This is a genomic window from Rhodococcus rhodochrous (assembly GCF_900187265.1).
Taxonomy (GTDB): Bacteria; Actinomycetota; Actinomycetes; order Mycobacteriales; family Mycobacteriaceae; genus Rhodococcus; species Rhodococcus rhodochrous.
The window spans coordinates 4,758,001-4,781,795 of sequence record NZ_LT906450.1; the positions used below are offsets into that span (position 1 = coordinate 4,758,001).

Below are 23,795 nucleotides of genomic sequence, written 5' to 3' on the forward strand. Positions count from 1 at the left end.
GAAGGTCAGTCGGGTTGGGGTCCGAGTTCGACGATGCGGGCGGCGATCGTCGCTACCGGCACATTCGATTCCTGCGACAAGGCGACCATCATCGCGAAGGCACGATCGGCGTCCACGGCGAAGCGTTCCATGAGCATGCCCTTGGCCTGGCCTATGAGATCCCGAGATGCGATCGCCGAGTGCAATTGCATCTGCCGACGACCCGAGACGAATGCGATCGCGGCGTGGGCTGCGAGCACCTCCCCGATGTGAATCGCGGCCTCGTCGAAGGCATTTGCTTCGGAGGAGAACAAGTTCAGAGCTCCGGCCTGCATGTCGTGGGTGTAGAGCCGGAACGACACGACGCTGCGTACCCCGGCTTCGACGGCTGCAGGCGTGAACATGGGCCAGCGCGACTCGGTGGCCAGATCGTCACTGCGGGTGAACACCGTGTCGACAGCGGAATCGACGCACGGCCCTTCCCCGACCCGGGCCTGCAATGCATCGATCTGTGGCGGCAACTGTGACGTCGCTGCGTGCGATTCGAACTTTCCGCGACCGGTGATGACGAGGACGTCGGCGCTGTCGGTGCCGGGAATCAGTTCCACGGCGGCGGTCGTGATCCGTTGCAGAGTCGTGTCGAGATCCGTACCCGCACCGTCGAAGGACCGCGCGAGCTCGGCCATCGTGCGGCTCAGACGGTCGGGGTTCAGGTCGGACATGAGGCACACCTTCCGAAAGGTCGGTGCGCTCGTCGGCGGCACCGATGACAGTAGAAGCATCGGCACCGTCACAGCGACACCGAGGTACGGGACCACCAGCCTATCCGCGTGATCGGTCCGGACAAGGGCTCAGCGGCACATGCAGAGACGCTCAATACCTCGATACGGCGTTCAGCCGAGGCCGAAGATCCTGGCCAGGCGCATATCGGAGTCGTACAAAGCGTCGGTGTCGAAGGTGGAGGCGGAACTGAGCACCTCGTTCGCGCCGGTGGAGGCGATCAGCTTCTCGAGCCCCTCGGCCACCTGATCCTCGGTTCCGGCCAGCGAACCCTTTGCGGCCTCGTCGACGATGCGGCGCCGACGCTCGGTCATCGGCTGCCGGCGGATCTCCTCGACCGGGGACAGCGGCGGGAACGCACCCGCTTCGCGCGAGACGGCCATCGCCCAGGCCTCCGGAAGCTGCAACTCCCGAGCTTCGGCTTCGGTGTCGGCGATGAGGATGTCGAGCCCGACGACCACATAGGGCTCCGCGCCGGGTGTGCCCGGGCGGAAGTCGGCGCGATAACGGTCGAACGGTTCCGATCCCTGCCGCAGAAGAGGCCCGGCGACGACGACGGGCAACCCGAGACGCGCTGCCAGTCGCATGCCCTGCCGCGTGCCGAGGACGAAGATCGGAGGTGGCTCGGACAGTCGAGGGCGCACCGTCAGTTCGGCGGTGCCGTGTAGATAGCCGCGCAGTTCCTCGATGTCGGCGGCGAAGTCGTCCGTGTCGGCCTTGTGGGTACGCAGCGCATCGCGCACGGGTGCGGTGAATCCGAGGGAACGACCGACACCCAGATCGATCCGCCCCGGGTGCATCGCTTCGAGCATCGCGAACTGTTCGGCGACGACGATCGGTTGGTGATTGGGCAACATCACCCCACCCGATCCCACCCGGATCCGGCTCGTCCGATCCGCGATCGCACCGATGAGCAGCGGCGGAGCGCCCGACGCGATGCCCGGTACGGCGTGGTGTTCGGCCACCCAGAAGCGGTGGTAACCGGCCTCCTCGGCGAGTTCGGCGCGACGCAGGGTCTGGCGCAATGCGGCAGCGTCCGGCTGCCCCTCCCGAGTCCGGGAGCGGTCCAGCAACGACAACGCCACCTGCACGGTCGTCTCAACACCGCGACCGTCGCGGATCTTCCCTGCAGGTCAGGGATCCTCGGGTCCCCAAGCACGTCCGGCTGCGATCCAGTCCCCGTGGAAGTGGAGTTGCCCGTGCTCCGAGGCCTTCTGCGCCGCGGCGACACCGTGCGCATCGGCGACGTACAGCAGGAGGTTGGCAATGGCGTTTCCGACAGCGACGACCTGGTCGCGGGCATCGCTCGCTCGGGTCGCCACCTCGGCGAGTGCGCGCCCGGCACCGATAGCCCCCGCCAGGGACTGGTGCTGGAGCTGGGTGCAGCCGGGACGACCGCAGGACAGACACAGGTCCGATACGTGATCACCCGTCGGAGTCCTCATGTCATTTCCTGCCGAAACATAAAGCCAATTATGTCCGATTTCGTTTCGGTGCCGAATGGGAGGCGCCGACGCGCTCGACAATTCCACTCCGAGCGGCGAGCCGAGACAGCCTGCACACGGCATGGAAATGCACCGCTCTGCGCGTAATGACTTGCGAGTCAGCGCAATTCGACGTTCATCATTTCGGTACGAGCGACCGTGCGATCACGCTCGTCGGCAAGAGCGAGACGACGCTCGTCGTTCATGTAGCCGTCCAGCGCGTCCTGCGATTCGAAGGTGAAGAATTGGATTTCGCGGGGTCGGCCCTCGGGGCCGTCGGTGACGGACCGCTGCACAGCACCGTCGGTGACGCCCCGCTGCACGACGCGACCACCGTGGTCGCCGACGAGCCGGAGGACCGCGTCCTCGTACGCGCTCATCGCCTCATCCATACCGGGCTTCGCCCACAACAGGACACACAGTGAGATCGCCATGGCGGCACGCTACCCGACCCGACGCCGCATCCCACTCGGCGTCCCGGACGAACTGTTCACGGCCGCGGGTTCTTCCGGGTCCACCGTGGCCGGTCGCTGCGGGTGGCCGCCGTGCAGCGACGACACGGGACGACTCCGTGCTCGCCCAGTTCCGCCAGGTACAGCGCGTCGCTCCACGGCACGTGCGGAAAGCGATCGAGGCGGGCGCGGGAGAGTTGCACCCCGCACAGGGTCTGATTGGTGCCGGGCGTCCATGCGTGGGTGTCGCCGGACGGGTAGCGGATCCCGTCGGTATCGGTCCATCGGCCCGACGCAGCGACCGCCGGGCTGGTGTGCTGAGCCATGGGTCCGGATTCCCGCTACCGGACGGGATCACGCCCTCGTCCCTACGGCTCCTTCGACTCGCTGTCGCTGTCGCTGTCGTGGGAGGTGCGCGGCACGTTCAGCACGATGGTGCCGTTGGGGTCGGTCGGGAACGGTTCCACCTCGACCACCAACGAACTCTCCGGGGCGTCCGGTTCGACGTCGAACGGATCGTCCCAGGTGCGTCCCACCAGGTCCAGAGCTCCGATGTTCTCCACCGCGCGCCCCAGCCGGGCCCGACGACTCCTCACAGACTCCCCCTTCGGCGACCGGCGGCTCACGATTCGATACGGGATGCTGCGAGCATCTCCTCGATCGAGACGAACTTCAGGCGCGAGCGTCCCACCGCCGAACCGCGGGCCTTCTCCTGCTTGTCGATCTGCAACCAGCCCCGGTAATCGATGCGCTCCGGGCGCCGCTCGGCCACCAAGGTGGCGAGCTTCTCCCGATCGGCGACCGGCTCGGGCAGCTTGCCCTCGACGAAATCGTCGAGGATCTTCTCGACGGTTTCGGCCGAGCACTGCTTGTTGGTGCCGATCACCCCACTCGGACCGCGCTTGATCCAGCCGGCGGTGTAGACACCGGGCACGGGCGTTCCGGTCTCGGCGTCGATCACCCGGCCGCAGTCGTTCGGGATGACCCCGCGCCGCTCGTCGAAAGGCAGCCCGGCCAGCGCGGTGCCGCGGTAGCCGATCGAGCGCAGCACCAATCCCGCTTCGAGGGTTTCGGTCTGCCCGGTCGGGCGGGCCTCGAGACGGCCGTCGACCTCGACGAGTTCGTTGCGTTCGAGCGTGATCGACTCGACCACACCGTCGCCGGAGATCTCCACCGGCGAGGCGAGAAAGCGCAGCACGATCCGCTTGTTGCCCTCGGTGGGGGTGCGCTGCGCAAAGCCCTCGACCTGCCGCACCTTCAGCGCCAGGCGGGGTTCGACCTCCGGATCGTCGATCAGCGCGCGGCTGACCGGATCGAGTTCGACCTCGACCGGATCGACGACCACGTCGACGCCGGGCAGCGAGCCGAGCGCGAGCAACTCCGGGTTGGTGTAGGCGGCCTGCGCCGGGCCGCGCCGGCCCACCACCACGACCTCACGGATGTTCGAGGTGCGCAACGCCTCGAGCGCGTGCTCGGCGATGTCGGTGTGGGCCAGATCGTCCGGGTCCATCACCAGCGCCCGCGCCACATCCAGGGCGACGTTGCCGTTGCCGATGATCACTGCGCGCTCGGCCGACAGGTCGAAGGTGCGGTCGGCGAAATCCGGGTGCCCGTTGTACCAGGCCACGAACTCCGTCGCGGCGTGCGAACCCGCGAGGTCTTCACCGGGGATGTTCAGCCTGCGGTCGCCCGCCGCGCCGACGGCGTAGATCACCGCGTGGTGGTGGGCGAGCAGTTCCTCGTGGGTGATGTGGGTGCCGACCTCGACGTTGAAATAGCACTGGGTGTTCTTGTGGCCGATGGCGCTGCGGAAGACGTCGCCGACCCCCTTGGTGCTCTGGTGATCGGGGGCCACCCCGGCCCGCACGAGCCCGTAGGGGGTGGGCAGACGATCGAAGATGTCGACCTGCACCGCCGAGTGCGTCACCAGATCCATCGCCGCGTAACAGGCGGCCGGACCGGACCCGACGATCGCGACCCGCAGGGTGCCCAGCTCGGCGGGCAGCTTGCGGCGCGTGCGCAGTTCCGGCCAGTCCGGTCCGATCGGGTACCGCCGGTAGTACTCGGCGTTGATCTCGAGGTAGGGCTCCTGCGCCGGGGTCAGTTCGTTGTCGGCGGCGATCGCATCGACCGGGCACTCGTCGACGCATGCCCCGCAGTCGATGCACGTGTCCGGATCGATGTACAGCATCTCCGTCGTGGCGAAGGGTGCTTCGTCGGGCGTCGGGTGGATGCAGTTGACCGGGCAGACCTCGACACAGGAGACGTCGTTGCAACACGCCTGGGTGATTACATAAGCCACAGTTGTACCTGCCTACAGTGCCGATTCCGGACAACGAACGGGCCTCAGACTAGTACACGTTCCAGTTTCGGTCGAGAACCAGGTTCTCGAAATAATATCATCGGATTTCCGGCTGCCGAAGCGCGTCAGATGTCCGTTTCGGTGCTCGACTCGATACGGAAACCGATCTTGAGCGTGACCTGCGTATGGGCCACCCGGCCGTCGTCGATGTGACCCCGGATGTTGACCGTCTCGAACCACTCGAGATGCCGTGTGGTCTCCGCTGCTCGGGCCACCGCTTTCGCGATCGCGTCGTCGACTCCCGTCGTCGACGATCCGACGACCTCGATCACCCGGTAGACATGGTTCATGGCTGAACTCCTCGAATCGGCGATGCTCCGATTCGGATCGTCCCGCCCCCGAGCGACCCCCGTCCCCGGAACCACGAAAATGACAGGAAGATTCAGGCACGACGCGCGAGCGACCGGGCGAGTTCGCCCAGACGCGCCAGACGCAGGTCCCCGAGCGGGATCGCGCCGGCGCCGAGCCGGTTGGTGACGAAGGCGAGCGACAGGCCGGTGTCGAGATCGGCGTACGCCCCCGAACCGCCCACTCCGTAGTGCCCGAGCGCACCGCGCGGGCGCTGGATGCTGGCGAAGATGGGCTGGTGGTAGCCGAGCCGCCACGCCATCGGCACCCCGAGCACGTAGTCCCGGCTGCGCACCCGCACGCGCGACATCTCGTCGATCGTGGTGGCGTCGAGGAACTTCACGCCGTCGATCGTCCCGCCGGCGGCGATCGCCCCGTACATACGCGCGAGCGAGCGGGCGGTGAACACACCGTTCCAGCCCGGCATCACCGAGTCGTGCACGGCCGGGTCGCCGACGAGCCGGTCGAAGCCGTCGGGCATTGCAGCTTCGGCGAGACCGCGGGTCGGTTCGAGTCGCGACAGCACCGCGGCGCTCGCACCCCAGTGCAGTCCGACCGGAGCGAGTCGTGGGAACAGCTTCGCGATGCGGCCCCGCTCGTCGTGCGGCACGCGGTACCAGAAGTCGGGATCGCCGAGGGGCCGAGCGATCTCCTGCTCCACGACCTCCACGAAGGGCAGGCCGGTCACCCGCTGCACGAGTTCGGCGACGAGCCATCCGTAGGTGACGGCGTGATAACCCGATCCGCGCCGACGCCGGCGATCCGGCACCGCCTGCTCGAGTGCCGCGACGGTCGCGTCGTAGTCGAGGATCCCGCGCGTCCCCGGAACCAGGCCGCGCACCCGGTGCAGGCCGGATCGGTGGGTCATGACGTCCGCGACGGTGATGCCTTCCTTGCCGTTCGCGGCGAACTCCGGCCAGTACTGCGCGACGGGCGCGAAGTAGTCGATCACTCCACGCTCGGCCAGACGGTGCACGACGGTCGACGCCACGCCCTTACCGGTCGAGAACGACAACGCCATGGTGTCGCGGCTCCACCGGCGGTCGGGAGCCGACCAGCCGGACCAGATGTCGAGGACCTTCTCGCCGTGGAGATAGGCAGTGAGTGCGCCGCCGCCGTCCCGGGGACGCTTGTACAGCGAGAAGAACGCGTCGGCCAGGCGCAGGAATCGCGGATCGACGACCATCTCGGTGGGCGCCGCCGGACCCGGCCGGGCGTCGATCTGCCCGGGGACGTGCACCGGCGCGAACGACGCTGTCGCCCCGGCAGGTTCGAAGACTGCTCCGGTCGTCATGTGCGACAGGCTACGACGACACGGAACGTAAAGGAAGAGTTTACGTACAGTCTGTTTGTCGACGATCCCGCCGAGACGCGCCGAATCTACGGCAGGAGCGACGGCGGTGTCTGCGCGCCGGGAGTGAAGTACCGGAAGTCACCCAGCACGACGCACCCGCGTACGGCCTCGACATCGAACGCGGCCGCCGCCGTGCCCTCGCACAACACCGGATCGTCGGCGTCGCCCACATAGGCCTGCGACTGCGGACCCGCAGCGACGACCGCCGTGCCCGGACTTTCGAGTACACCGAGCGCCAGGGCCTGCGCGCCCACACCGATCGCGAACAGCCGTCCCGACGTGCTCTCCCCGGCGCCGACACCACCGTCGAATCCGGCGGCCACCACCTGTGCGGCGCCGCGCGCATCGGCGAATCCCACGCCCCGCTCGCCGTAACTCCACGCCTCGGCGGTGCCGTCGGTGGACGCGCCGCACGCTTCGTCGCCGTCGATCTGCACGACCTCGGCCGGGGCACCCGGCGGTGCCGTGCAGGTCGTGGCCGCGGACGCGGTCTGAGGAACCAGGAATCCGGCACCGATGGCAGCAGCGAACGCTGCTCCGACGCCGAGAACCCGACCGGACGCCCACGAGCGAATCACGACATCGACCTTTCCGAACCTCATGCGACTGTTTTCTCGGACAGTTTATGGACTCACGCTGCGGGAGGTCTCATAGTCGAGGTCACGACAGGGACGCGATTCCCCGAACGTTCCGGTCACGCGTCCTTCGCCCGGTCGGTGTCGCGGGACGGTTGGACTCGTTTCGGCTCCCCCGGCATCTTCGGGTGATTGGGTGGGTACGGCAGGTCGCCGAGACCGTCCGCCGCGTCCCGCTCGGCCATCTCGAGCAGGACGTCCAGCGAGTGCGCGTGTGCGTCGAGATCCGCCATCGGATCGCCGCGCTTCGCCAGCAGATCCGGCACCGTGGCGATCGTGAAGTCGTCGGGTTCGGCGTCGACCAGTTCGTCCCAGGTCAGCGGGGTCGAGACGGTCGCGATCGGGGTGCGGCGGACCGAGTAGGCCGATGCGATCGTCTTGTCGCGCGCGTTCTGGTTGTAGTCGAGGAAGAGCCGCTCCCCGCGTTCCTCCTTCCACCACGCCGTCGTCGCCCGCCCGTCGCTGCGCCGCTCGATCTCACGCATGAGCGCGATCCCGGCGCGACGGACGCCGACGAAATCCCATTCGGGCACGATCCGCAGATAGACGTGGAGTCCCCGACCACCGGACGTCTTGGGATATCCGGTGAGGCCCAGTTCGTCGAGGAGCGGGCGCACGACCTCCAGCGCCACGGCCCGCGCGTCGCCGAAGTCGGTTCCCGGTTGCGGGTCGAGGTCGATGCGCAGTTCGTCGGGGCGGTCGGTGTCGCCGCACCGCACCGGCCACGGATGGAAGGTCACGCACCCGAGGTTCGCCGCCCACACCACGTCGGCGGCCGAACACACACGCAGCGCATCGGCGGTACGTCCCGACGGGAACGTGATCTCGCAGGTCGCCACGTGGTCGGGTCGCTTGACCGGTGCCCGCTTCTGATAGATCTCCTCCCCCTCGATGCCGTCGGGGAAGCGCTGCAGATGCGTCGGCCGATCGCGCAGAGCCGTCAGGATCGGGGCGTCGAACTCGGTGGCGATCCTGCGGTAGTACTCCACGAGGTGCCGCTTCGTGCCACCCTCGGCGCCGAGCTGCGGGAAGTAGATCTTGTCGGGATTCGACAACCGCACGGGCGTGCCGTCGACGTCCAACTCCTCCGCGGGCGAACGCTTCGCGGCCATGTCAGTCCTCCGTCCGGTCGAGCACATCCGACAGGTCGTAGCGCACCGGCACCTCCAGTTGGTCGAACGTGCAGCTCTCGGGGTCGCGGTCGGGACGCCACCGCAGGAACTTCGCTGCGTGCCGGAACCGCATCCCCGCTCCCGACACACCTTCCATCTGGTCGTACGCGACCTCCACGACACGTTCGGGACGCAACGGCACCCAGCTGCGATCCACCGCCGAACGCCACCGCGTCGGTTCACCCTGCTCGACGACGTCGTCCCCGAGTCGCAGCGGCTGCAGTTCGGCGAGCAGTTCCTCACGTCGCTCCCGCGTGAATGCCGAGGCTCCGCCGACCATCGCGAGCTCGCCGTCGTGAAAGAGCCCGAGCAGCAACGACCCGATGCCCCCGACGCTCTTGTGCATGCGGTAACCCATGAGAACGCAGTCGGCGGTGCGAGCGTGCTTGAGTTTGAGCATCTCCCGCTTGTCGGGCACGTAGAGCCCGTCGAGCCGCTTGGCGATCACGCCGTCGAGCCCGGCGCCCTCGAACTCCTCGAACCAGCGGCGAGCGGTATCGGTGTCGGTCGTGGCCACCGTGACATGGCAGCTCTTACCCCCGCCGATCTCGGATCGCAGCCGCGCGCGCCGCTCCGCGAACGGGGTCTCCATGAGGTTCTCGTCGCCGAGAGCGAGCAGATCGAAACCGACGAACACGGCCGGTGTCTGCTCCGCGAGCATCGTGACCCGGCTGGCGGCCGGATGGATCCGCTCGGACAGCGCCTGCCAGTCGAGCCGGGTGCTGCCGTCGTGGTCGCGCGGGACGACGATCTCCCCGTCGACCACACACCTGCGGGGCAGTTCGGCGCGCGCGGCATCGGCGAGTTCCGGGAAGTAGCGCACGAGGTCCTTGCCTCCGCGCGAACCGAGAACCACCTCGTCGCCGTCGCGGAAGACGATCGCCCGGAAACCGTCCCATTTGGGTTCGTAGGACCACTCGTCGGGACCGTTCTCGGGTTGGGAGGGGACGGTGGAGGAGACCTTGGCGAGCATCGGGGCGAGCGGCGGCACCACAGGCAGGTCCATGCGGCACATCGTTCCACCCCGTACGGGTACCGGCAGCACTTCCGTAGGCTCTTCGACCATGAACATTCTCCGCGGGGCGGCCGGTGCCGCGATGGCGTTGGCAGCAGCAGGGGTGCTCGGAGGATGCGCGACCCAGGTCGAAGGGCAGGCCGTGCCCGCCGCGAACGCCCTGGACACGTCCACGGCGCCGTCCTTCTCCCTACCCACCACGACCCCGTCGGCGTCGTCGTCGACCGAGTTGAGCGTCGACGTCGCAGCCGGCGAATGCGTCGCGCTCGGCGGCACCGTCGACGACGCGACCATCGACTACGCGGTGTGCGGCAGCCCGAGCTCGAATTACAAGGTCGTCGACGTCGTCGATGCCAGTGCCATGTGCCCCGGCGACATCGACCAGACCTACTACGAGTCGTTCGGCGGCATCGAGGTCGGCGCGTTGTGTCTCGACATCGACTGGGTCGTGGGGGACTGCATCGACCTCGGTGGCGAGGATCCGCAGCGCATCGATTGCGGTGAGCCCGCCGTCCAGGGCGAGGAGGTCACCGAGATCCTGCTCGACACCTCCGACGTGAACGACTGCTCGACGTCCGAGGGTGGCTTCGTGTACCGGGAACGCAACTTCGTGGTCTGCACCGACACCATCTGAGGTTCTCTCCTCGTGCGGATGCCCGTCGCCGCCGCGACGGAGCATGTCGGTGCCTCCCGCAACAATGCGTTCGACAGATCATCATCCGACGGACGCGAGGACAGAACATGACGCACTGGCCGGACAGACCGATCTGCGCGTTCGATCTCGAGACCACCGACCGGGATCCCCGCAACGCCCGCATCGTCACGGCCTGCGTCGCAACCTTCGACGGCGACCGCATCGACACACGCTCGTGGCTGCTCGACCCGGGTATCGCGATACCCGAGGAGACCACCGCGATCCACGGCATCACCACCGCCCACGCCCGCGCCGAAGGACTCGACTATCTCGAGGGATACAAGCAGATCCGGCAGGCCGTGAGCGACGCATGGGCGCGCGGCCACATCGTCGTCGCATTCAACGCCAGCTACGACCTGACGGTTCTCGACGCCGAAGGACGCCGGCTCGGTCTGACGGGGCTCGACATCGGCACGGTCGTCGACCCGTACGTCATCGACCGGGAGATGGACCGCAGCCGGCCCGGCAGGCGCACACTGCAGGCGGTGTGCGAGGCGTACGGGGTGTCGCTGCCGAACCCGCACGAGGCCGAGGCCGACGCGCTCGCGGCCGGCCACCTGACCCGCGCGCTCGTGGCGAGATTTCCCGAGCTCGCCGAACTCGACATCATGGCCGATCAGGCCGCCTGGCACGCCGAACGTCAACGCAGTTTCGCCGAGTACCTGCGCGGGCTCGGTCGCGAGGTCGTCGACGTCGACGACAGCTGGCCGGTCCGGCTTCCTGCCCCGGTGGGCACCGATGTCCTCGAGCGTCCCGCGACCGAGACGAGGTTCCGACGCGCGCTGCGCGCGATCCGCGAGTTCTTCCGGCGACTGCGCCGGGGTTGATCAGGGAAGCAGACCCTGCCGGCGCGCTTCGACCACGGCTTCGTGCCGGCTGCGCGCGTCGAGCTTGTCCATGGCGTTGCGCAGATAGGTCTTCACCGTCTCTACGCTCAGCGACAACCGGTCGGCGATCTCCGCGTTGCGGCAACCCAGCGCCACATGGCTCAGCACGTCGTGCTCGCGCGCGGTCAGATGCGTCCGCGGTTGCGATGCGCCGTCGCGCGCCCGGGCCAAGGTCTCCTCGACCGTCCGTACCTGTTCCCTGATCGACGGATCATCGGTCCGCGCCGCGATCGCCCGCAGCGCAACGAGGCTTTCCGTCAGCGCTTCGGAAACGGCGGCAGGCACGGTGGTGCCGTGCGCGGCCCGCGTGTTCCCGATCAGCGACACGCGACGGTCCACCTCGTCGCGGATCTCGATCTCCCGCGCGAGCTCCGCGGCCGACCGCACGACCTTCTCCGCCACGACGTCGCCGATGGGCCGATTGACCCTCAGCCCGCCGTAGATCGCCGCCCGGGTGCGTCCGCGCACCACGACCGGCACGGCGAGCAACGACTCGATTCCCTCACCGGCGACCTGCCGGTCGTAGTGGTGGGTGATGTGCGGGGAGGTGAAGTAGTCGGCGACCGCGCCGGGACGTTGTTCGACGACCACCCGCCCGCCGAGTCCGCGTTCGGCGGCGATCACCAGATTGCGCAGGACACGACCGCGCGTTCCGACGAATCCGGACAGGACGACGTCCGAGCCCTGCACCGCGCCACCGAAGAGCACCGGCAGTTCCGTCGTCGCCTTGAGGTCGCGCAGCGTGGCGCGGAGGGTGTCGAGATCGTCGGGACGCAGCACACCCGGCACAGCGACATCCATCGATTGCTCCTGCTCTTCCCTCCGAACACCCACTTTCGAGGGTAGAGGGGCCAGTTCCACGATTCGTAACCTGCACATCGTCCGGTGTTGCGACGATCACAGAAGACGCCGGAATCCGAGTAGGCCACCCCCGGAGGTATCCGTGTCCATCGCCCCCGTCCGTCCCGGCTCGACCGGAGCCGCGAACTACAGCCAGATGAGCCCGCTGCGCTTCCTCGAACGGTCCGCGGCGGTGTTCCCGGATCGCACCGCGATCATCCACGGCGACCGCACGTACACCTACGCCGAGTTCGCCGACGAGACGCAGCGGCTCGCGCGCGTGCTGCGCAGCCGTATTCAGCCGGGCGACAAGATCGCGTACCTGACCCCGAACGTGCCCGAGATGCTCATTGCGCATTTCGCGGTTCCGCTCGCGGGCGGTGTGCTCGTCGCGCTGAACTCGCGACTGGCCGGGCCGGAACTCGAGTACATCCTCGACCACTCCGAGACGAAGCTGCTGTTCGTCGACTCCGAACTGCTCGGATCGGTCGCGAACGTCCGCGACAACGTTCCCGGCGTCGTCGAGATCATCGAGGTCCCCGACTCCACCGTGCCGGCTCCCGACGTCCCCGCCGGGGTGGCCACCGCCCGGTACGACGAGTTCCTCGCGCAGGCCGACTCGCTCGATTCGACGCCGCTGCCGTGGAGCGTCGACGACGAACTCGGCGTCATCACCCTCAACTACACGTCCGGCACCACCGGCAAGCCCAAGGGCGTGATGTACACCCACCGGGGCGCGTACCTGAACTCGCTGGGCGAGACCTTCCACAACAGCTTCGACGGGCAGAGCAAGTATCTGTGGACGCTGCCGATGTTCCACTGCAACGGCTGGTGCACGCCGTGGGCGGTGACCGCTGCGGCGGGCACCCACATCTGCCTGCGGGCGGTGCGGGCCGACGCGATCTGGGATGCCATCGACAACCTCGGAGTCACCAACCTGTGCGGTGCGCCCGCGGTGTGCTCGACCATCGCGAACGCCGAGCAGGCCCATCCCCTCGACCGTCCACTGCGGATCACCACGGCCGGTGCGCCGCCGTCACCGACGGTGATCGCCCAGCTCGAGCAGATCGGCATCACGGTCGTCCACGTCTACGGCCTGACCGAGGTGTACGGCCCGTACACCATCTGCGAGTACCAGGACAGCTGGGACGACAAGCCGGCCGACGAACGCGCCGCGCTGCTCTCCCGCCAGGGCGTGGGCATGCTGCAGGCCGAGACCGCGCGGGTCGTCGACGAGGACATGAACGACGTGCCCGCCGACGGCGAGACCATGGGCGAGATCGTGCTGCGCGGCAACAACGTCATGCTCGGCTACTACAAGGACCCGGACGCGACCGAGGAGGCGTTCCGCGGCGGCTGGTTCCACACCGGCGACCTCGGCGTGATGTACCCGGACGGATACATCCAGCTCAAGGACCGCGCGAAGGACATCATCATCTCCGGCGGCGAGAACATCTCGACCGTGGAGGTCGAGCAGGCGATCGTCAGCCACCCGGCGGTGCTCGACGTCGCGGTCGTCGGCGTTCCGGACGAGAAGTGGGGTGAGCGTCCCAAGGCGTTCGTGATCCTGAAGAAGGGCGAATCGGTCACGGCCGAGGAGATCATCGACTACACGCGCACGCTGCTCGCCGGGTACAAGGTGCCGCGCGACATCGTCTTCCCGCTGGAGCTGCCCCGCACCTCGACCGGCAAGATCCTGAAGTTCGAGCTGCGATCGGCCGAAGCCGCCGAGGGGTGAGCCGACCCCTCACGACTGCATTGGATACTCGACGCCATGACATCCGGTACCGGTAACAGCACCCGTCGCCTCGATTCGACGGGCCCCGATCCCGCCCAGTTCCGGGTGCATGTCGTCACGCAGGCGATCCGCCTGTTCTCCGAGTTCGGCTACGAGTCGACCACCGTCGAGCAGATCGCCGCGGCCGCCGGGGTGTCGCGGCGGACCTTCTTCCGGCAGTTCCGGTCGAAGGAGGACGTGATCTTCGCCGATCACGAATCCCTGCTCGAGCAGGTCGCCGAATACCTCTCGCAGGATTTCGACGATCCGTGGGCGGCGGCCTGCGAGGGGGCCAAGCTCGTCTTCGGGCACTTCCGTGACCGGCGCGAGCTGGCGGTGTGGCGGTATCGGGTGGTGCAGCGGGTGCCCGCACTGCGGGAGCGCGAACTCGTCACCACCTACCGCTACGAGCGGTTGTTCACCGACTTCCTGCGCGCCGCCGTCCCGACGGAGAAGCCGGTGCGCACCGTCAGCTTCGCGGCGGCGATGACCGCCACCCACAACTTCGTGCTGCGCGCGATGATCCGCGGCGACGAGACCGCCACCGCCGAACGCCTCGAACAGGAGCTGCTCGAGCTCCGCCGCACGTACGGGGTGGTTCCGGTGCCCGAAGGCGCGACGAACGGGAAGGCCGCACCGGCCCCGCCTGCGGTCGCGGTGGTGACCTATCCGGCCCACCTGACACCGGCCGAGATCGCCGAGCAGGTTCGGCTCCAGCTCGAAGGTGCACGTCAGCACCGTTGACCTGGCACTGAGTGCCGTGGTTACAATCGACTCATTCCGTCACGTCGCGAACCCTCGCCTCGCTATCCTCGAGGGAGCTACGCTCGCAAATCTGGCACCGCGTGCCGTTAGGAGTCCGCCGTCATGGCCCTCAATCCCGACTTCGACCTGTTCAAGCTCTCCGAGGAGCACGACGCTCTGCGCGAGGCCATCCGCGCGCTCGCCGAGAAGGAAATCGCGCCCTACGCCAAGGACGTCGACGAGAACTCCCGCTTCCCGCAGGAGGCCCTCGACGCCCTCAACAAGTCGGGCTTCAACGCTATCCACGTGCCCGAGCAGTTCGAAGGCCAGGGCGCCGACTCGATCGCCGCCTGCATCGTCATCGAAGAGGTCGCCCGAGTATGTGGCTCCTCCTCGCTGATCCCCGCCGTCAACAAGCTCGGTACCATGGGCCTGATCCTCCGCGGCTCCGACGAACTCAAGGCCAAGGTCCTCCCCGACATCGTCAACGGCGCGATGGCCTCCTACGCGCTGTCCGAGCGCGAGGCCGGCTCCGACGCCGCCTCCATGCGCACCCGCGCCAAGGCCGACGGCGACGACTGGATCCTCAACGGCTCCAAGTGCTGGATCACCAACGGTGGTAAGTCCACCTGGTACACCGTCATGGCCGTCACCGACCCCGAGAAGGGCGCCAACGGCATCTCCTCCTTCATGGTCCACAAGGACGACGAGGGCTTCGTCGTCGGACCGAAGGAGAAGAAGCTCGGCATCAAGGGCTCCCCCACCGCCGAGCTGTACTTCGAGAACTGCCGCATCCCCGGCGACCGCATCGTCGGCGAGCCGGGCACCGGCTTCAAGACCGCTCTCGCGACCCTCGACCACACCCGCCCCACCATCGGTGCGCAGGCCGTCGGCCTCGCCCAGGGCGCCCTCGACGCGGCGACCGCCTACGTCAAGGACCGCAAGCAGTTCGGCCGCCCGATCTCCGACAACCAGGGTGTGCAGTTCATGCTCGCCGACATGGCGATGAAGGTCGAGGCCGCACGCCTGATGGTCTACACCTCCGCTGCCCGCGCCGAGCGCGGCGAGCCCAACCTCGGCTTCATCTCGGCCGCCGCCAAGTGCTTCGCGTCGGACGTCGCGATGGAGGTCACCACCGACGCCGTGCAGCTGTTCGGTGGCGCCGGCTACACCACCGACTTCCCGGTCGAGCGCATGATGCGCGACGCCAAGATCACCCAGATCTACGAGGGCACCAACCAGATCCAGCGCGTCGTCATGTCGCGCGCTCTGCTGCGCTGACACCGGTCGCGTAGGTTACCCCCGGAACATCGAAGCGATCAGGAGTTACCGCAGTGGCAGTGGCAGTGGAAAAGGTAGGCGTGATCGGCGGCGGCACCATGGGTGCCGGTATCGCCGAGGTGTGCGCCAAGGCCGGTAGCGACGTCCTCGTCAAGGAGACCACCGAGGAGTTCGCCGCCGCGGCGCGCGAGCGTCTGAAGAAGTCGATCGGACGTGGCGTCAAGTCCGGCAAGATCACGCAGGAGGACGCCGACGCGGTCCTCGGACGGATCCGCGTCACGCTCGACCTGAACGAGTTCGCCGACCGCGACCTCGTCGTCGAGGCCGCACCCGAGATCGAGTCGCTCAAGGTGGAGATCTTCTCCGAGCTCGACAAGATCGTGAAGCCCGAGGGCATCCTCGCCACCAACACGTCGTCGATCCCCGTCATCAAAATGGCGCAGGCGACGCAGCGGCCCGGCAAGGTCGTGGGCGTGCACTTCTTCAACCCGGTGCCGGTGATGCCGCTCGTCGAGATCATCTCGGCGCTCACCACCGACGAGGCCACCGCCGACACGGTGTTCGACTACGCGAAGAACACCCTCGGCAAGACGGCCGTGCGCGCGGGCGACCGTGCAGGCTTCATCGTCAACGCCCTGCTCATCCCGTACCTGTGCTCGGCAGTGCGCATGCTCGAGTCGGGATACGCGACGAAGGAAGACATCGACGCCGCGATGAAGGGTGGCTGCGGCTACCCGATGGGTCCGCTGACCCTCATCGACACCGTCGGCCTCGACATCACCCTCAACGCCGCGCAGTCGCTGTACGACGAGTTCGCCGAGCCGCACTACGCACCCCCGGCACTGCTGCGTCGCATGGTCGACGCGGGTCGCCTGGGTCGCAAGACCGGCGAGGGCTTCTACAGCTACAAGTAGGCCTCACTCGGACGCCCCTGCCGTTCCTTCTCGGAACGGCAGGGGCGTCTGCGTATCCGGAACAGCCGGGAGGTACGCAACAACAGTTCCGGGTTCGCAACACTGCCGGTAACTGCCGGCGTTGCGAACCTTCATCACGTGTTGCGTACCTCGCGTACGACCGATGTCTGTCGCCTTCTGCTATCGTCCCGACCCGGACGTATCGGGGGATTCTGTCGGGGGGCAGTGGTGACATTGCACGTAGATCCTGAAGCGCTGCGCACATTCGCAACCTTCGTTGCGGACACCGCCGACGCGATGAACGACTGGGACGTCGGCGAACCGTATGCCGTGTCGCAATCAGCACTTCCCGGAACAGAATTCGCGGCCGTCTGCGCACGAGCCTTCACCGCCACCGATCAAGCACTCGGCAACGTGTGCAGTCGCCTGCGCGAGATCGTCGACATCACCGACGGCGCCGCGAACGACTACGTCGTCGCAGAGACGGACTTCGTGGCTGCACTCTCGGCGATGGATCAGCACGGATGAGACCGGGAGTCGCCGCCATCCGGTCCTGGAATCCCGACGCGCTGCGAATCACCGCCGACCACCTCGACGTGCTCGTCGACACACTCGACGACCGCATGAAAGGTCTGCTCACCGAGCAGGATGTGCTCGCCGAGCGATGGTCCGGCGACGCCGCGCGTGCCGCCGCCGCGCGAGTGGTCCGCGAACGCTCATTGGGCAGCGCCATCGCCGAAGCCCTCCTGCAGGTCGCGGAGGCGTACCGCACCGGCGCGTGGCTCGTCGAAGGCACCCGCCTGCACCTCCTGTCGGTCGTGGGCGGCGCCGAACAGTCCGGGTTCACCGTGCACGACGACGGCACCGTCGACCCCTCCGACCAGATCCAGATCCTCTCGGCGATGCTGCCGGCCGAAGCCGTCGCAGAGGCCCGTGCACGTCTCGAACACGAAGCAACGGAACTGACCCACGCCGTCACCGGCGCTCTCGAACAGGCGTCGCGAGCCGCGACGGAAACTGCCGATCGCATCACCGCCGCCGTTGCGGTACTCGAAGCAGCCCGGGATGCCGCGGCGCCGGGGAAGGTCGTGCAGAACGAGAACGGCGAGTTCTCCTGGTGGCCTGACTGGGCAGCTACGACGGCAGCCTCCACCATCGGCGTGATGGCCGACGGAACGAAAGAGGGTCTTACAGCGGCAGCAACAGCGTCCGGTGACGACCTCGCCCGTGGAGTCGCGCAAAAGCTCGGGCCGGCTGGGGCGGCACTCGGAGTGGTCCCAGCGATAGTCAACGACATCGAAGGAGGGATGCATCCTGCCGAGGCAGTCGTAACAGAAGGCGCCGGCGCTGCGCTCGGCTACTGGGGCGGCCTGAAGGCCGGAGCTTTTGTTGGATCCCTTGTCGCGCCGGGGATCGGAACCGCAGTCGGACTGGTGGCGGGCGCGGTGGCCGGCGCTTCCATTTCCTGGTTGACCTCCAAGGTTCTACAAGCAGCACTGCATTGATTCGAGTCGTCCACCGCGTTGAAAGGAACAGGGCCAGACTTATGCAACACCAGCACCCGACGATGCCCGTCGGCCTTCCGGACGACAACCAGGCATGGCCTCAGTGCCTTCGCTGCACAGATGCCGTTTTCTCCGTCGCCATGTTCAGTCTTGCAATCCTTCTCGCATACTCGTCTTTCCAGGGCGCCGAGCGTGGGGACGCTACCTACTTCGTCGGCTTCGCAGGTGGAACAGCACTAGCAATTTCGCTCTTCATCATCGGCATCCGTGATGCCGGAATCCGATATCTCGGGTTATCCCGGTCGATTACGGTTCATGAGGATCCCGTGCGAGGACGCGGCTTGGCGATCCCGGTTCGAAAATCGAACACCCGGATCCTCTCGGGAATCCTTTTCGGCACCGCCGCATATGGTGCTTCCGCTTCACTTGGATGGTTCCTGGGATTCGGCGAGTCCCTGATGCCTTCCGGTCGCGACACACTCCCCGGTGCCGTGCTTCTACTCGCCGGTGCAATCGTCATGACCGCTCTTGCGCTCTTTGTCTTCGCCTTCCGCGCAACAACCGAATTAAGGATCTTTCCGTCCGGGGTGGAGCGACTTCGGAGGCGACGATCATTCCTCTCTGTACGAGATGATTCGACTTTCCTACCCTGGGACGATATCGGTCGCATAGAACCCAGGGAACTACCACCACGTACAGGATCCGCGGGTCGGCCGATCATCCACCTTTACAGCGCAACTGGAGCCGACACTTCGAGCACCGGGCATGATTCGACCCACCCCGTAAGCATTACAGCGCATCAACTGGTGGCGGAGCCGAACACACTTTTCGCGCTTCTCGAACACCTACGGACGAATCCGGATCAGCGGAGCTATGTAGGACAAAGGGGGGCAGTCGAACTGCTCCGCCCTCCCCCGCTTCGAAAACGGCTTCGTGAAGCCAGAATTGCTCACACGACGCGGTGAGGAAACACGTAGGTTGCGCGCGGACGCGTCAGAGAATCCACCGGCCGGAGTCCCAGGTCATTTCGCGGTTTCAGGTCTTGGCCAGTAGGTGTGGAAATGATCTCACCCCTCACGTACGAGCGAGGTGCTTGTTGAAGCGAGGAAAAAAGTTCGGACACCTGACGAACTTGTCGACAACATCCGATCGACGCCATCCGAAGCGCCCTGGCCACAACCGCTCAGGATAGTGCCACTAGTGCCGCACCCGTGAACCTTTGCCCGTTCTGGCCGACACGCCGACCGGTTGCGGCGTGTCGGCCACGGGATCGGTCAGCCTGGTCGAGTGGCAGAACGAGTACGCGTGCGAGAGATCGGTGACGACGAAGGCAGACGGCTGGTACGGATCATCCGCCGCGGCACCGGATCGGTGGTGACCTGGCGGCGCGCCCAGATGGTCCTGCTCTCGGCCCAGGGCATGCCGGTACCGAAGATCGCCGAGGTCAGCTTCACCAGCGCCGACCGGGTCCGTGATGTCATCCACAACTTCAACGCCGACGGATTCGACTCGCTGTACCCGAAGTACGCCGGCGGCCGGCCGAAAAAGTTCACCCTGCCGGAGCGCCGGGAGATCAAGAAGATCGCCAAGTCCGCCCCCGCCGAGCACGATCTGCCGTTCTCGACCTGGAGTCTGACCAAACTCGCCGAGTTCCTGGTCGCCGAGGGGGTGGTCGACGACATCAGCCACGAGGGTCTGCGCGTGCTGCTCCGCGAGGAGGGTGTCTCCTTTCAAAAAGTGAAGACCTGGAAGAGATCTCGGGACCCCGATTACGCGGTGAAGAAGGCTCGGGTCGAACACCTGTATGCCATCGCCGATGGCGATGTCGTGTCCGATCCCGATGAGCCACAGGCGATCTTCTGTCTCGACGAGTTCGGTCCCTTGAATCTGCAGCCGCATCCGGGCCGGCAGTGGGCGCAGCGTGGCGGCAGGCACAAGGACCCGGACCGGGAGCCGCGGCGCCGGCGGCGGGCGACCTACACCCGTCCGAACGGGGTGCGGCATCTGTTCGCCGCGTACGACCTGGGCAAGGACAAGCTGTACGGGCACGTCAAGACGACGAAGAACCGCTCCACGTTCCTCGAGTTCTGCCGTTACCTGCGCACTCTTTACCCGGCGGAGGTTCGTATCGCGATCGTGTGCGACAACTTCTCGCCGCACCTGACCACGAGGAAGTGCCAACGGGTCGGTCTGTGGGCAGAGGCGAACAACGTCGAGATCGCGTACACCCCGACGAACAGTTCGTGGCTCAACCGGATCGAGGCGCAGTTCACCGCGCTGCGGTACTTCGCGCTCGATGGCACCGACCACGGCAGTCACCGGGAGCAAGCGTCGATGATCCGTCGCTACATCATCTGGCGCAACAAGCACGCCGAGGATCAACAGCTACGGGAGATCGTCGACAGGGCAAACGTTGCGTGATGCGGCACTAGTTCTGTCGATTGCGCTGCTTATCGCAGCTTGCGTGAGCTTCGCATTCGTCCAGGACACGATCCGAACGAACGACTTCCAAGTCACACTCGGTGCGGCAGGCGGCTCGATTGCGCTGTTCGTCATCGCCCGATCCTCGTTTCGGCGTGCGGGTCTTCGGGACCTTCGACCGCACCGGGACATCAGATTTCGTCACGATCGCGACCGCGGTCCGGGTATCAGCATCCCAACACGAAGAACCGAAGTGTGGACAACAGTCGCAGTCATGCTGGGGTTGGCCGCCTATGGTTCCGCAGCAGCATTCACATGGCACAGCGGCCTCGGCGAAGCACTGTTGCCGATCAACCGAGACAACAGTGAGAGTGCCCTCTTCATAGCGGTATGCGCCGCCGGCATGGGCCTGATCGCGGTCCTGATCGTCTCCATCCGTTTCGAGACGACCCTGTACATCAGCCCACGAGGTGTACGCCGCTACGTACGTCGTCGAGTCTTCTTCAAAAAACAGGTATTCGACATCTCCCTGTCCTGGGAAGGTATTGCCCGGATTGGGGTAGGTAGCCTCGGAGTCGGTGGTGGAACTACGGTCCACCCGGTAATCGATCTTCATACGAACGAACCGATTCCACCAGAAGCTCGGACTCGACATGATTCGGAGTGTCGAGTGGCGGTCATGGCCCACCAGCTCGCTGTGGAGCCCAACACTCTGTTCGCGCTTTTGGAACGTCTGGTAGAGAATCCGTGCGATCGCGAACTCCTCACGAAATCCGATGCAGTCGAACTCTTGTGCCCTCCGCCGCTGCGGGAACGATTCCGCGCAGCACGCAAGCCGTCGCGTCAGCACGGGAACAGCCGGTAGGTACGCAACAGCAACATCGGGTTCGCAACGCGGCCAGTAACTGACGGCGTTGCGAACCCTCACTGCATGTTGCGTACCTCGATCCCCTGCCGCAGCAAGTGACGACCGGTTCGTCACCCCAGAGACAGCGCCGCCACGCCGTACACATTCAAAATGATTCAGGGAGTTGTAGTGACAGCCGGACACAACCGACCTTCTGGGACCGACTTTGCGAGAACGATTCCGGATGGCACGCCACCAGGAGGCGTCTCGATGAACGCTTCGATTCAGACGACTACAAGTAGGCCTCACTCGGACACCCCTGCCGTTCCTTCTCGGAACGGCGGGGGCGTCTGTGTATCCGCACCCTCGATCTCGTACCGGCGCCCGATACCGACGGTCAGCCGTCCCCACTCACTGCGGGCCACCCGCGTTCGATGCATCTCGAACGCGGTGACGTCGACGAAGGTTTCCTCGACGCGCCACACCATAGGGTCGTCGGTCGGCAGGACTTCGAACGAGACACAACCGGGTTCGGCGCGCGTCAGGTCAATATGACACTGCAGATGGCCGAGCATGATCTCACGCTCGGCCTCGCTGTGGCACAGCAGTTCTCCCCTGAGACGGACGTAGGACATCTCGGCTCCTTCCACGGCACCCCGACCGATCTCTGCTACCGTCACGCGCGGCGTATCGGAGAATTCAGTCGGAGGGTAGACGATTTCGCGCAGCACGCACCTCGTCACGCCAGCGCGCACACAACCGGGAGGTACGCAACAACAGTTCCGGGTTCGCAACACGGCCAGCAACTGCCGGCGTTGCGAACCTTCACTACGTGTTGCGTACCTCGCGTACGACCGATGCCCCGCTCGAAGTCGCCCGACGGTCCGCTCCGGCTCCGTGAGGGCGCCGTCTGCTATCGTCCCGACCCGGACGTATCGGGGGATTCTGTCGGGGGGCAGTGGTGACATTGCACGTAGATCCTGAAGCGCTGCGCACATTCGCAACCTTCGTTGCGGACACCGCCGACGCGATGAACGACTGGGACGTCGGCGAACCGTATGCCGTGTCGCAATCAGCACTTCCCGGAACAGAATTCGCGGCCGTCTGCGCACGAGCCTTCACCGCCACCGATCAAGCACTCGGCAACGTGTGCAGTCGCCTGCGCGAGATCGTCGACATCACCGACGGCGCCGCGAACGACTACGTCGTCGCAGAGACGGACTTCGTGGCTGCACTCTCGGCGATGGATCAGCACGGATGAGACCGGGAGTCGCCGCCATCCGGTCCTGGAATCCCGACGCGCTGCGAATCACCGCCGACCACCTCGACGTGCTCGTCGACACACTCGACGACCGCATGAAAGGTCTGCTCACCGAGCAGGATGTGCTCGCCGAGCGATGGTCCGGCGACGCCGCGCGTGCCGCCGCCGCGCGAGTGGTCCGCGAACGCTCATTGGGCAGCGCCATCGCCGAAGCCCTCCTGCAGGTCGCGGAGGCGTACCGCACCGGCGCGTGGCTCGTCGAAGGCACCCGCCTGCACCTCCTGTCGGTCGTGGGCGGCGCCGAACAGTCCGGGTTCACCGTGCACGACGACGGCACCGTCGACCCCTCCGACCAGATCCAGATCCTCTCGGCGATACTGCCGGCCGAAGCCGTCGCAGAGGCCCGTGCACGTCTCGAACACGAAGCAACGGAACTGACCCACGCCGTCACCGGCGCTCTCGAACAGGCGTCGCGAGCCGCGACGGAAACTGCCGATCGCATCACCGCCGCCGTTGCGGTACTCGAAGCAGCCCGGGATGCCGCGGCGCCGGGGAAGGTCGTGCAGAACGAGAACGGCGAGTTCTCCTGGTGGCCTGACTGGGCATCGACCATCGCAGCGTCGACCATCGGCGCAATGTCCGGAGCTACCAAGGAACTCCTGACCGACGCGGCCGTGGCCTCGGGCGACGATGTCGCACGCAACATCGCGCGTGGAATGAACCCGGCTGCCGCTGCAGTAGGCACCGTTCCTGCGATCGTCAACGACATCAAGGGAGGCATGGATCCCACCGAGGCGGTGGTGTCCGAGAGCGCCGGAACCGTTGTCGGCATGGTCGGTGCATTCCTGGCGTCGAAGGGAACTACCGCGGCTATCGGCGCTGCGACCGGCTCGGTCGTTCCAGGGGTCGGCACCGCCGCCGGCTTCGCTGTCGGGCTTGTGTTCGGGGGCTTTGCCACGTGGTACACATCCAAGAGGATCCAGGAGTTGTGGTGACGACCGAAGGCACGCCGGAAGACCGGAATCACGTTCGCGCCGATAGTT

The 23,795-nt window shown here is 66.6% G+C and carries 26 protein-coding genes; 12 read left to right on the plus strand and 14 right to left on the minus strand.

Annotated elements, in window-relative coordinates; genetic code table 11:
• Nucleotides 1–5: 5 nt before the first annotated feature.
• The 12 genes from CKW34_RS21735 to CKW34_RS21790 all read right to left on the minus strand — a co-directional run bounded on the left by CKW34_RS21735 (nucleotide 6) and on the right by CKW34_RS21790 (nucleotide 9,572).
• Nucleotides 6–701, minus strand: a complete 696-nt coding sequence (locus tag CKW34_RS21735; protein WP_059384712.1) for a GAF and ANTAR domain-containing protein — start codon at nucleotides 699–701, stop codon at nucleotides 6–8.
• Between the two features lie 171 nt (nucleotides 702–872).
• Complete coding sequence (locus tag CKW34_RS21740; protein ID WP_059384711.1) at nucleotides 873–1,844, minus strand: LLM class flavin-dependent oxidoreductase; 972 nt, start codon at nucleotides 1,842–1,844, stop codon at nucleotides 873–875.
• A 48-nt stretch (nucleotides 1,845–1,892) separates the two neighbouring features.
• Nucleotides 1,893–2,204, minus strand: a complete 312-nt coding sequence (locus CKW34_RS21745) for a hypothetical protein (protein ID WP_231921765.1) — start codon at nucleotides 2,202–2,204, stop codon at nucleotides 1,893–1,895.
• A 158-nt stretch (nucleotides 2,205–2,362) separates the two neighbouring features.
• Nucleotides 2,363–2,677, minus strand: a complete 315-nt coding sequence (locus CKW34_RS21750; protein ID WP_059384702.1) for a hypothetical protein — start codon at nucleotides 2,675–2,677, stop codon at nucleotides 2,363–2,365.
• Nucleotides 2,678–2,733: 56 nt separating this feature from the next.
• Entirely contained in the window at nucleotides 2,734–3,021 is a 288-nt protein-coding gene (locus CKW34_RS21755; RefSeq protein WP_059384701.1) for a hypothetical protein, read from the minus strand.
• 42 nt (nucleotides 3,022–3,063) lie between these two features.
• A complete protein-coding gene (locus CKW34_RS21760) occupies nucleotides 3,064–3,291 on the minus strand; it encodes a hypothetical protein (protein WP_155418986.1) in 228 nt (75 codons plus the stop codon).
• A gap of 26 nt (nucleotides 3,292–3,317) precedes the next feature.
• The gene (locus tag CKW34_RS21765) at nucleotides 3,318–4,997 is read right to left on the minus strand and encodes an FAD-dependent oxidoreductase (protein WP_059384699.1); all 1,680 of its coding nucleotides are present in this window, start codon (nucleotides 4,995–4,997) and stop codon (nucleotides 3,318–3,320) included.
• A gap of 125 nt (nucleotides 4,998–5,122) precedes the next feature.
• On the minus strand, nucleotides 5,123–5,347 hold the full coding sequence (locus CKW34_RS21770; protein WP_016694754.1) for a dodecin: 225 nt from the start codon (nucleotides 5,345–5,347) through the stop codon (nucleotides 5,123–5,125).
• A gap of 92 nt (nucleotides 5,348–5,439) precedes the next feature.
• Complete coding sequence (locus CKW34_RS21775; protein ID WP_059384698.1) at nucleotides 5,440–6,699, minus strand: serine hydrolase domain-containing protein; 1,260 nt, start codon at nucleotides 6,697–6,699, stop codon at nucleotides 5,440–5,442.
• An 86-nt stretch (nucleotides 6,700–6,785) separates the two neighbouring features.
• Nucleotides 6,786–7,337, minus strand: a complete 552-nt coding sequence (locus CKW34_RS21780) for a DUF6764 family protein (RefSeq protein ID WP_231921766.1) — start codon at nucleotides 7,335–7,337, stop codon at nucleotides 6,786–6,788.
• Nucleotides 7,338–7,453: 116 nt separating this feature from the next.
• The gene (locus CKW34_RS21785; protein ID WP_059384696.1) at nucleotides 7,454–8,506 is read right to left on the minus strand and encodes a DNA polymerase domain-containing protein; all 1,053 of its coding nucleotides are present in this window, start codon (nucleotides 8,504–8,506) and stop codon (nucleotides 7,454–7,456) included.
• 1 nt (nucleotide 8,507) lies between these two features.
• Nucleotides 8,508–9,572, minus strand: a complete 1,065-nt coding sequence (locus CKW34_RS21790; RefSeq protein ID WP_059384695.1) for an ATP-dependent DNA ligase — start codon at nucleotides 9,570–9,572, stop codon at nucleotides 8,508–8,510.
• A gap of 58 nt (nucleotides 9,573–9,630) precedes the next feature.
• Here CKW34_RS21790 and lppU point away from each other — a divergent pair, with 58 nt between their 5' ends.
• Together lppU and CKW34_RS21800 are read left to right on the plus strand one after the other, a co-directional pair.
• Nucleotides 9,631–10,215 (plus strand): LppU family putative lipoprotein, encoded by a 585-nt coding sequence (lppU, locus tag CKW34_RS21795; RefSeq protein ID WP_039585292.1) that lies wholly within the window; start codon nucleotides 9,631–9,633, stop codon nucleotides 10,213–10,215.
• A 107-nt stretch (nucleotides 10,216–10,322) separates the two neighbouring features.
• The gene (locus CKW34_RS21800) at nucleotides 10,323–11,102 is read left to right on the plus strand and encodes a 3'-5' exonuclease (RefSeq protein ID WP_059384694.1); all 780 of its coding nucleotides are present in this window, start codon (nucleotides 10,323–10,325) and stop codon (nucleotides 11,100–11,102) included.
• Here CKW34_RS21800 and CKW34_RS21805 read toward each other — a convergent pair whose 3' ends face one another.
• Nucleotides 11,103–11,963: a LuxR C-terminal-related transcriptional regulator gene (locus CKW34_RS21805; protein WP_059384693.1), complete on the minus strand. Its 861-nt coding sequence runs from the start codon at nucleotides 11,961–11,963 to the stop codon at nucleotides 11,103–11,105.
• A 196-nt stretch (nucleotides 11,964–12,159) separates the two neighbouring features.
• Between CKW34_RS21805 and CKW34_RS21810 the strand changes: the two genes are divergently transcribed.
• The 8 genes from CKW34_RS21810 (at nucleotide 12,160) to CKW34_RS24385 (ending at nucleotide 21,509) form a co-directional block, all read left to right on the plus strand.
• Complete coding sequence (locus tag CKW34_RS21810; protein ID WP_231921957.1) at nucleotides 12,160–13,740, plus strand: acyl--CoA ligase family protein; 1,581 nt, start codon at nucleotides 12,160–12,162, stop codon at nucleotides 13,738–13,740.
• A 36-nt stretch (nucleotides 13,741–13,776) separates the two neighbouring features.
• Nucleotides 13,777–14,523 (plus strand): TetR family transcriptional regulator, encoded by a 747-nt coding sequence (locus CKW34_RS21815; RefSeq protein ID WP_059384691.1) that lies wholly within the window; start codon nucleotides 13,777–13,779, stop codon nucleotides 14,521–14,523.
• 123 nt (nucleotides 14,524–14,646) lie between these two features.
• Nucleotides 14,647–15,804, plus strand: coding sequence for an acyl-CoA dehydrogenase (locus CKW34_RS21820; RefSeq protein ID WP_006553691.1), 1,158 nt, complete (start codon nucleotides 14,647–14,649; stop codon nucleotides 15,802–15,804).
• Between the two features lie 65 nt (nucleotides 15,805–15,869).
• Nucleotides 15,870–16,718 (plus strand): 3-hydroxybutyryl-CoA dehydrogenase, encoded by an 849-nt coding sequence (locus CKW34_RS21825; RefSeq protein ID WP_026061655.1) that lies wholly within the window; start codon nucleotides 15,870–15,872, stop codon nucleotides 16,716–16,718.
• A 228-nt stretch (nucleotides 16,719–16,946) separates the two neighbouring features.
• Nucleotides 16,947–17,246, plus strand: coding sequence for a hypothetical protein (locus tag CKW34_RS21830; protein ID WP_228044709.1), 300 nt, complete (start codon nucleotides 16,947–16,949; stop codon nucleotides 17,244–17,246).
• Nucleotides 17,243–18,223 (plus strand): hypothetical protein, encoded by a 981-nt coding sequence (locus CKW34_RS21835; RefSeq protein ID WP_095092060.1) that lies wholly within the window; start codon nucleotides 17,243–17,245, stop codon nucleotides 18,221–18,223. The genes CKW34_RS21830 and CKW34_RS21835 overlap by 4 nt, the downstream gene beginning before the upstream one ends.
• 1,287 nt (nucleotides 18,224–19,510) lie before the next feature.
• Nucleotides 19,511–20,644 (plus strand): IS630 family transposase, encoded by a 1,134-nt coding sequence (locus CKW34_RS21840; protein WP_059384845.1) that lies wholly within the window; start codon nucleotides 19,511–19,513, stop codon nucleotides 20,642–20,644.
• Between the two features lie 43 nt (nucleotides 20,645–20,687).
• Nucleotides 20,688–21,509, plus strand: coding sequence for a hypothetical protein (locus CKW34_RS24385; protein WP_155419005.1), 822 nt, complete (start codon nucleotides 20,688–20,690; stop codon nucleotides 21,507–21,509).
• A 287-nt stretch (nucleotides 21,510–21,796) separates the two neighbouring features.
• On the opposite strand, the gene CKW34_RS21845 is transcribed toward CKW34_RS24385, so the two are convergent.
• Entirely contained in the window at nucleotides 21,797–22,222 is a 426-nt protein-coding gene (locus tag CKW34_RS21845; protein ID WP_231921767.1) for a putative quinol monooxygenase, read from the minus strand.
• Between the two features lie 230 nt (nucleotides 22,223–22,452).
• Between CKW34_RS21845 and CKW34_RS21850 the strand changes: the two genes are divergently transcribed.
• Nucleotides 22,453–22,752, plus strand: coding sequence for a hypothetical protein (locus CKW34_RS21850; protein ID WP_228044709.1), 300 nt, complete (start codon nucleotides 22,453–22,455; stop codon nucleotides 22,750–22,752).
• A complete protein-coding gene (locus tag CKW34_RS21855) occupies nucleotides 22,749–23,747 on the plus strand; it encodes a hypothetical protein (RefSeq protein WP_095092061.1) in 999 nt (332 codons plus the stop codon). Before CKW34_RS21850 ends, CKW34_RS21855 begins: the two co-directional genes overlap by 4 nt.
• Nucleotides 23,748–23,795 lie beyond the last annotated feature (48 nt).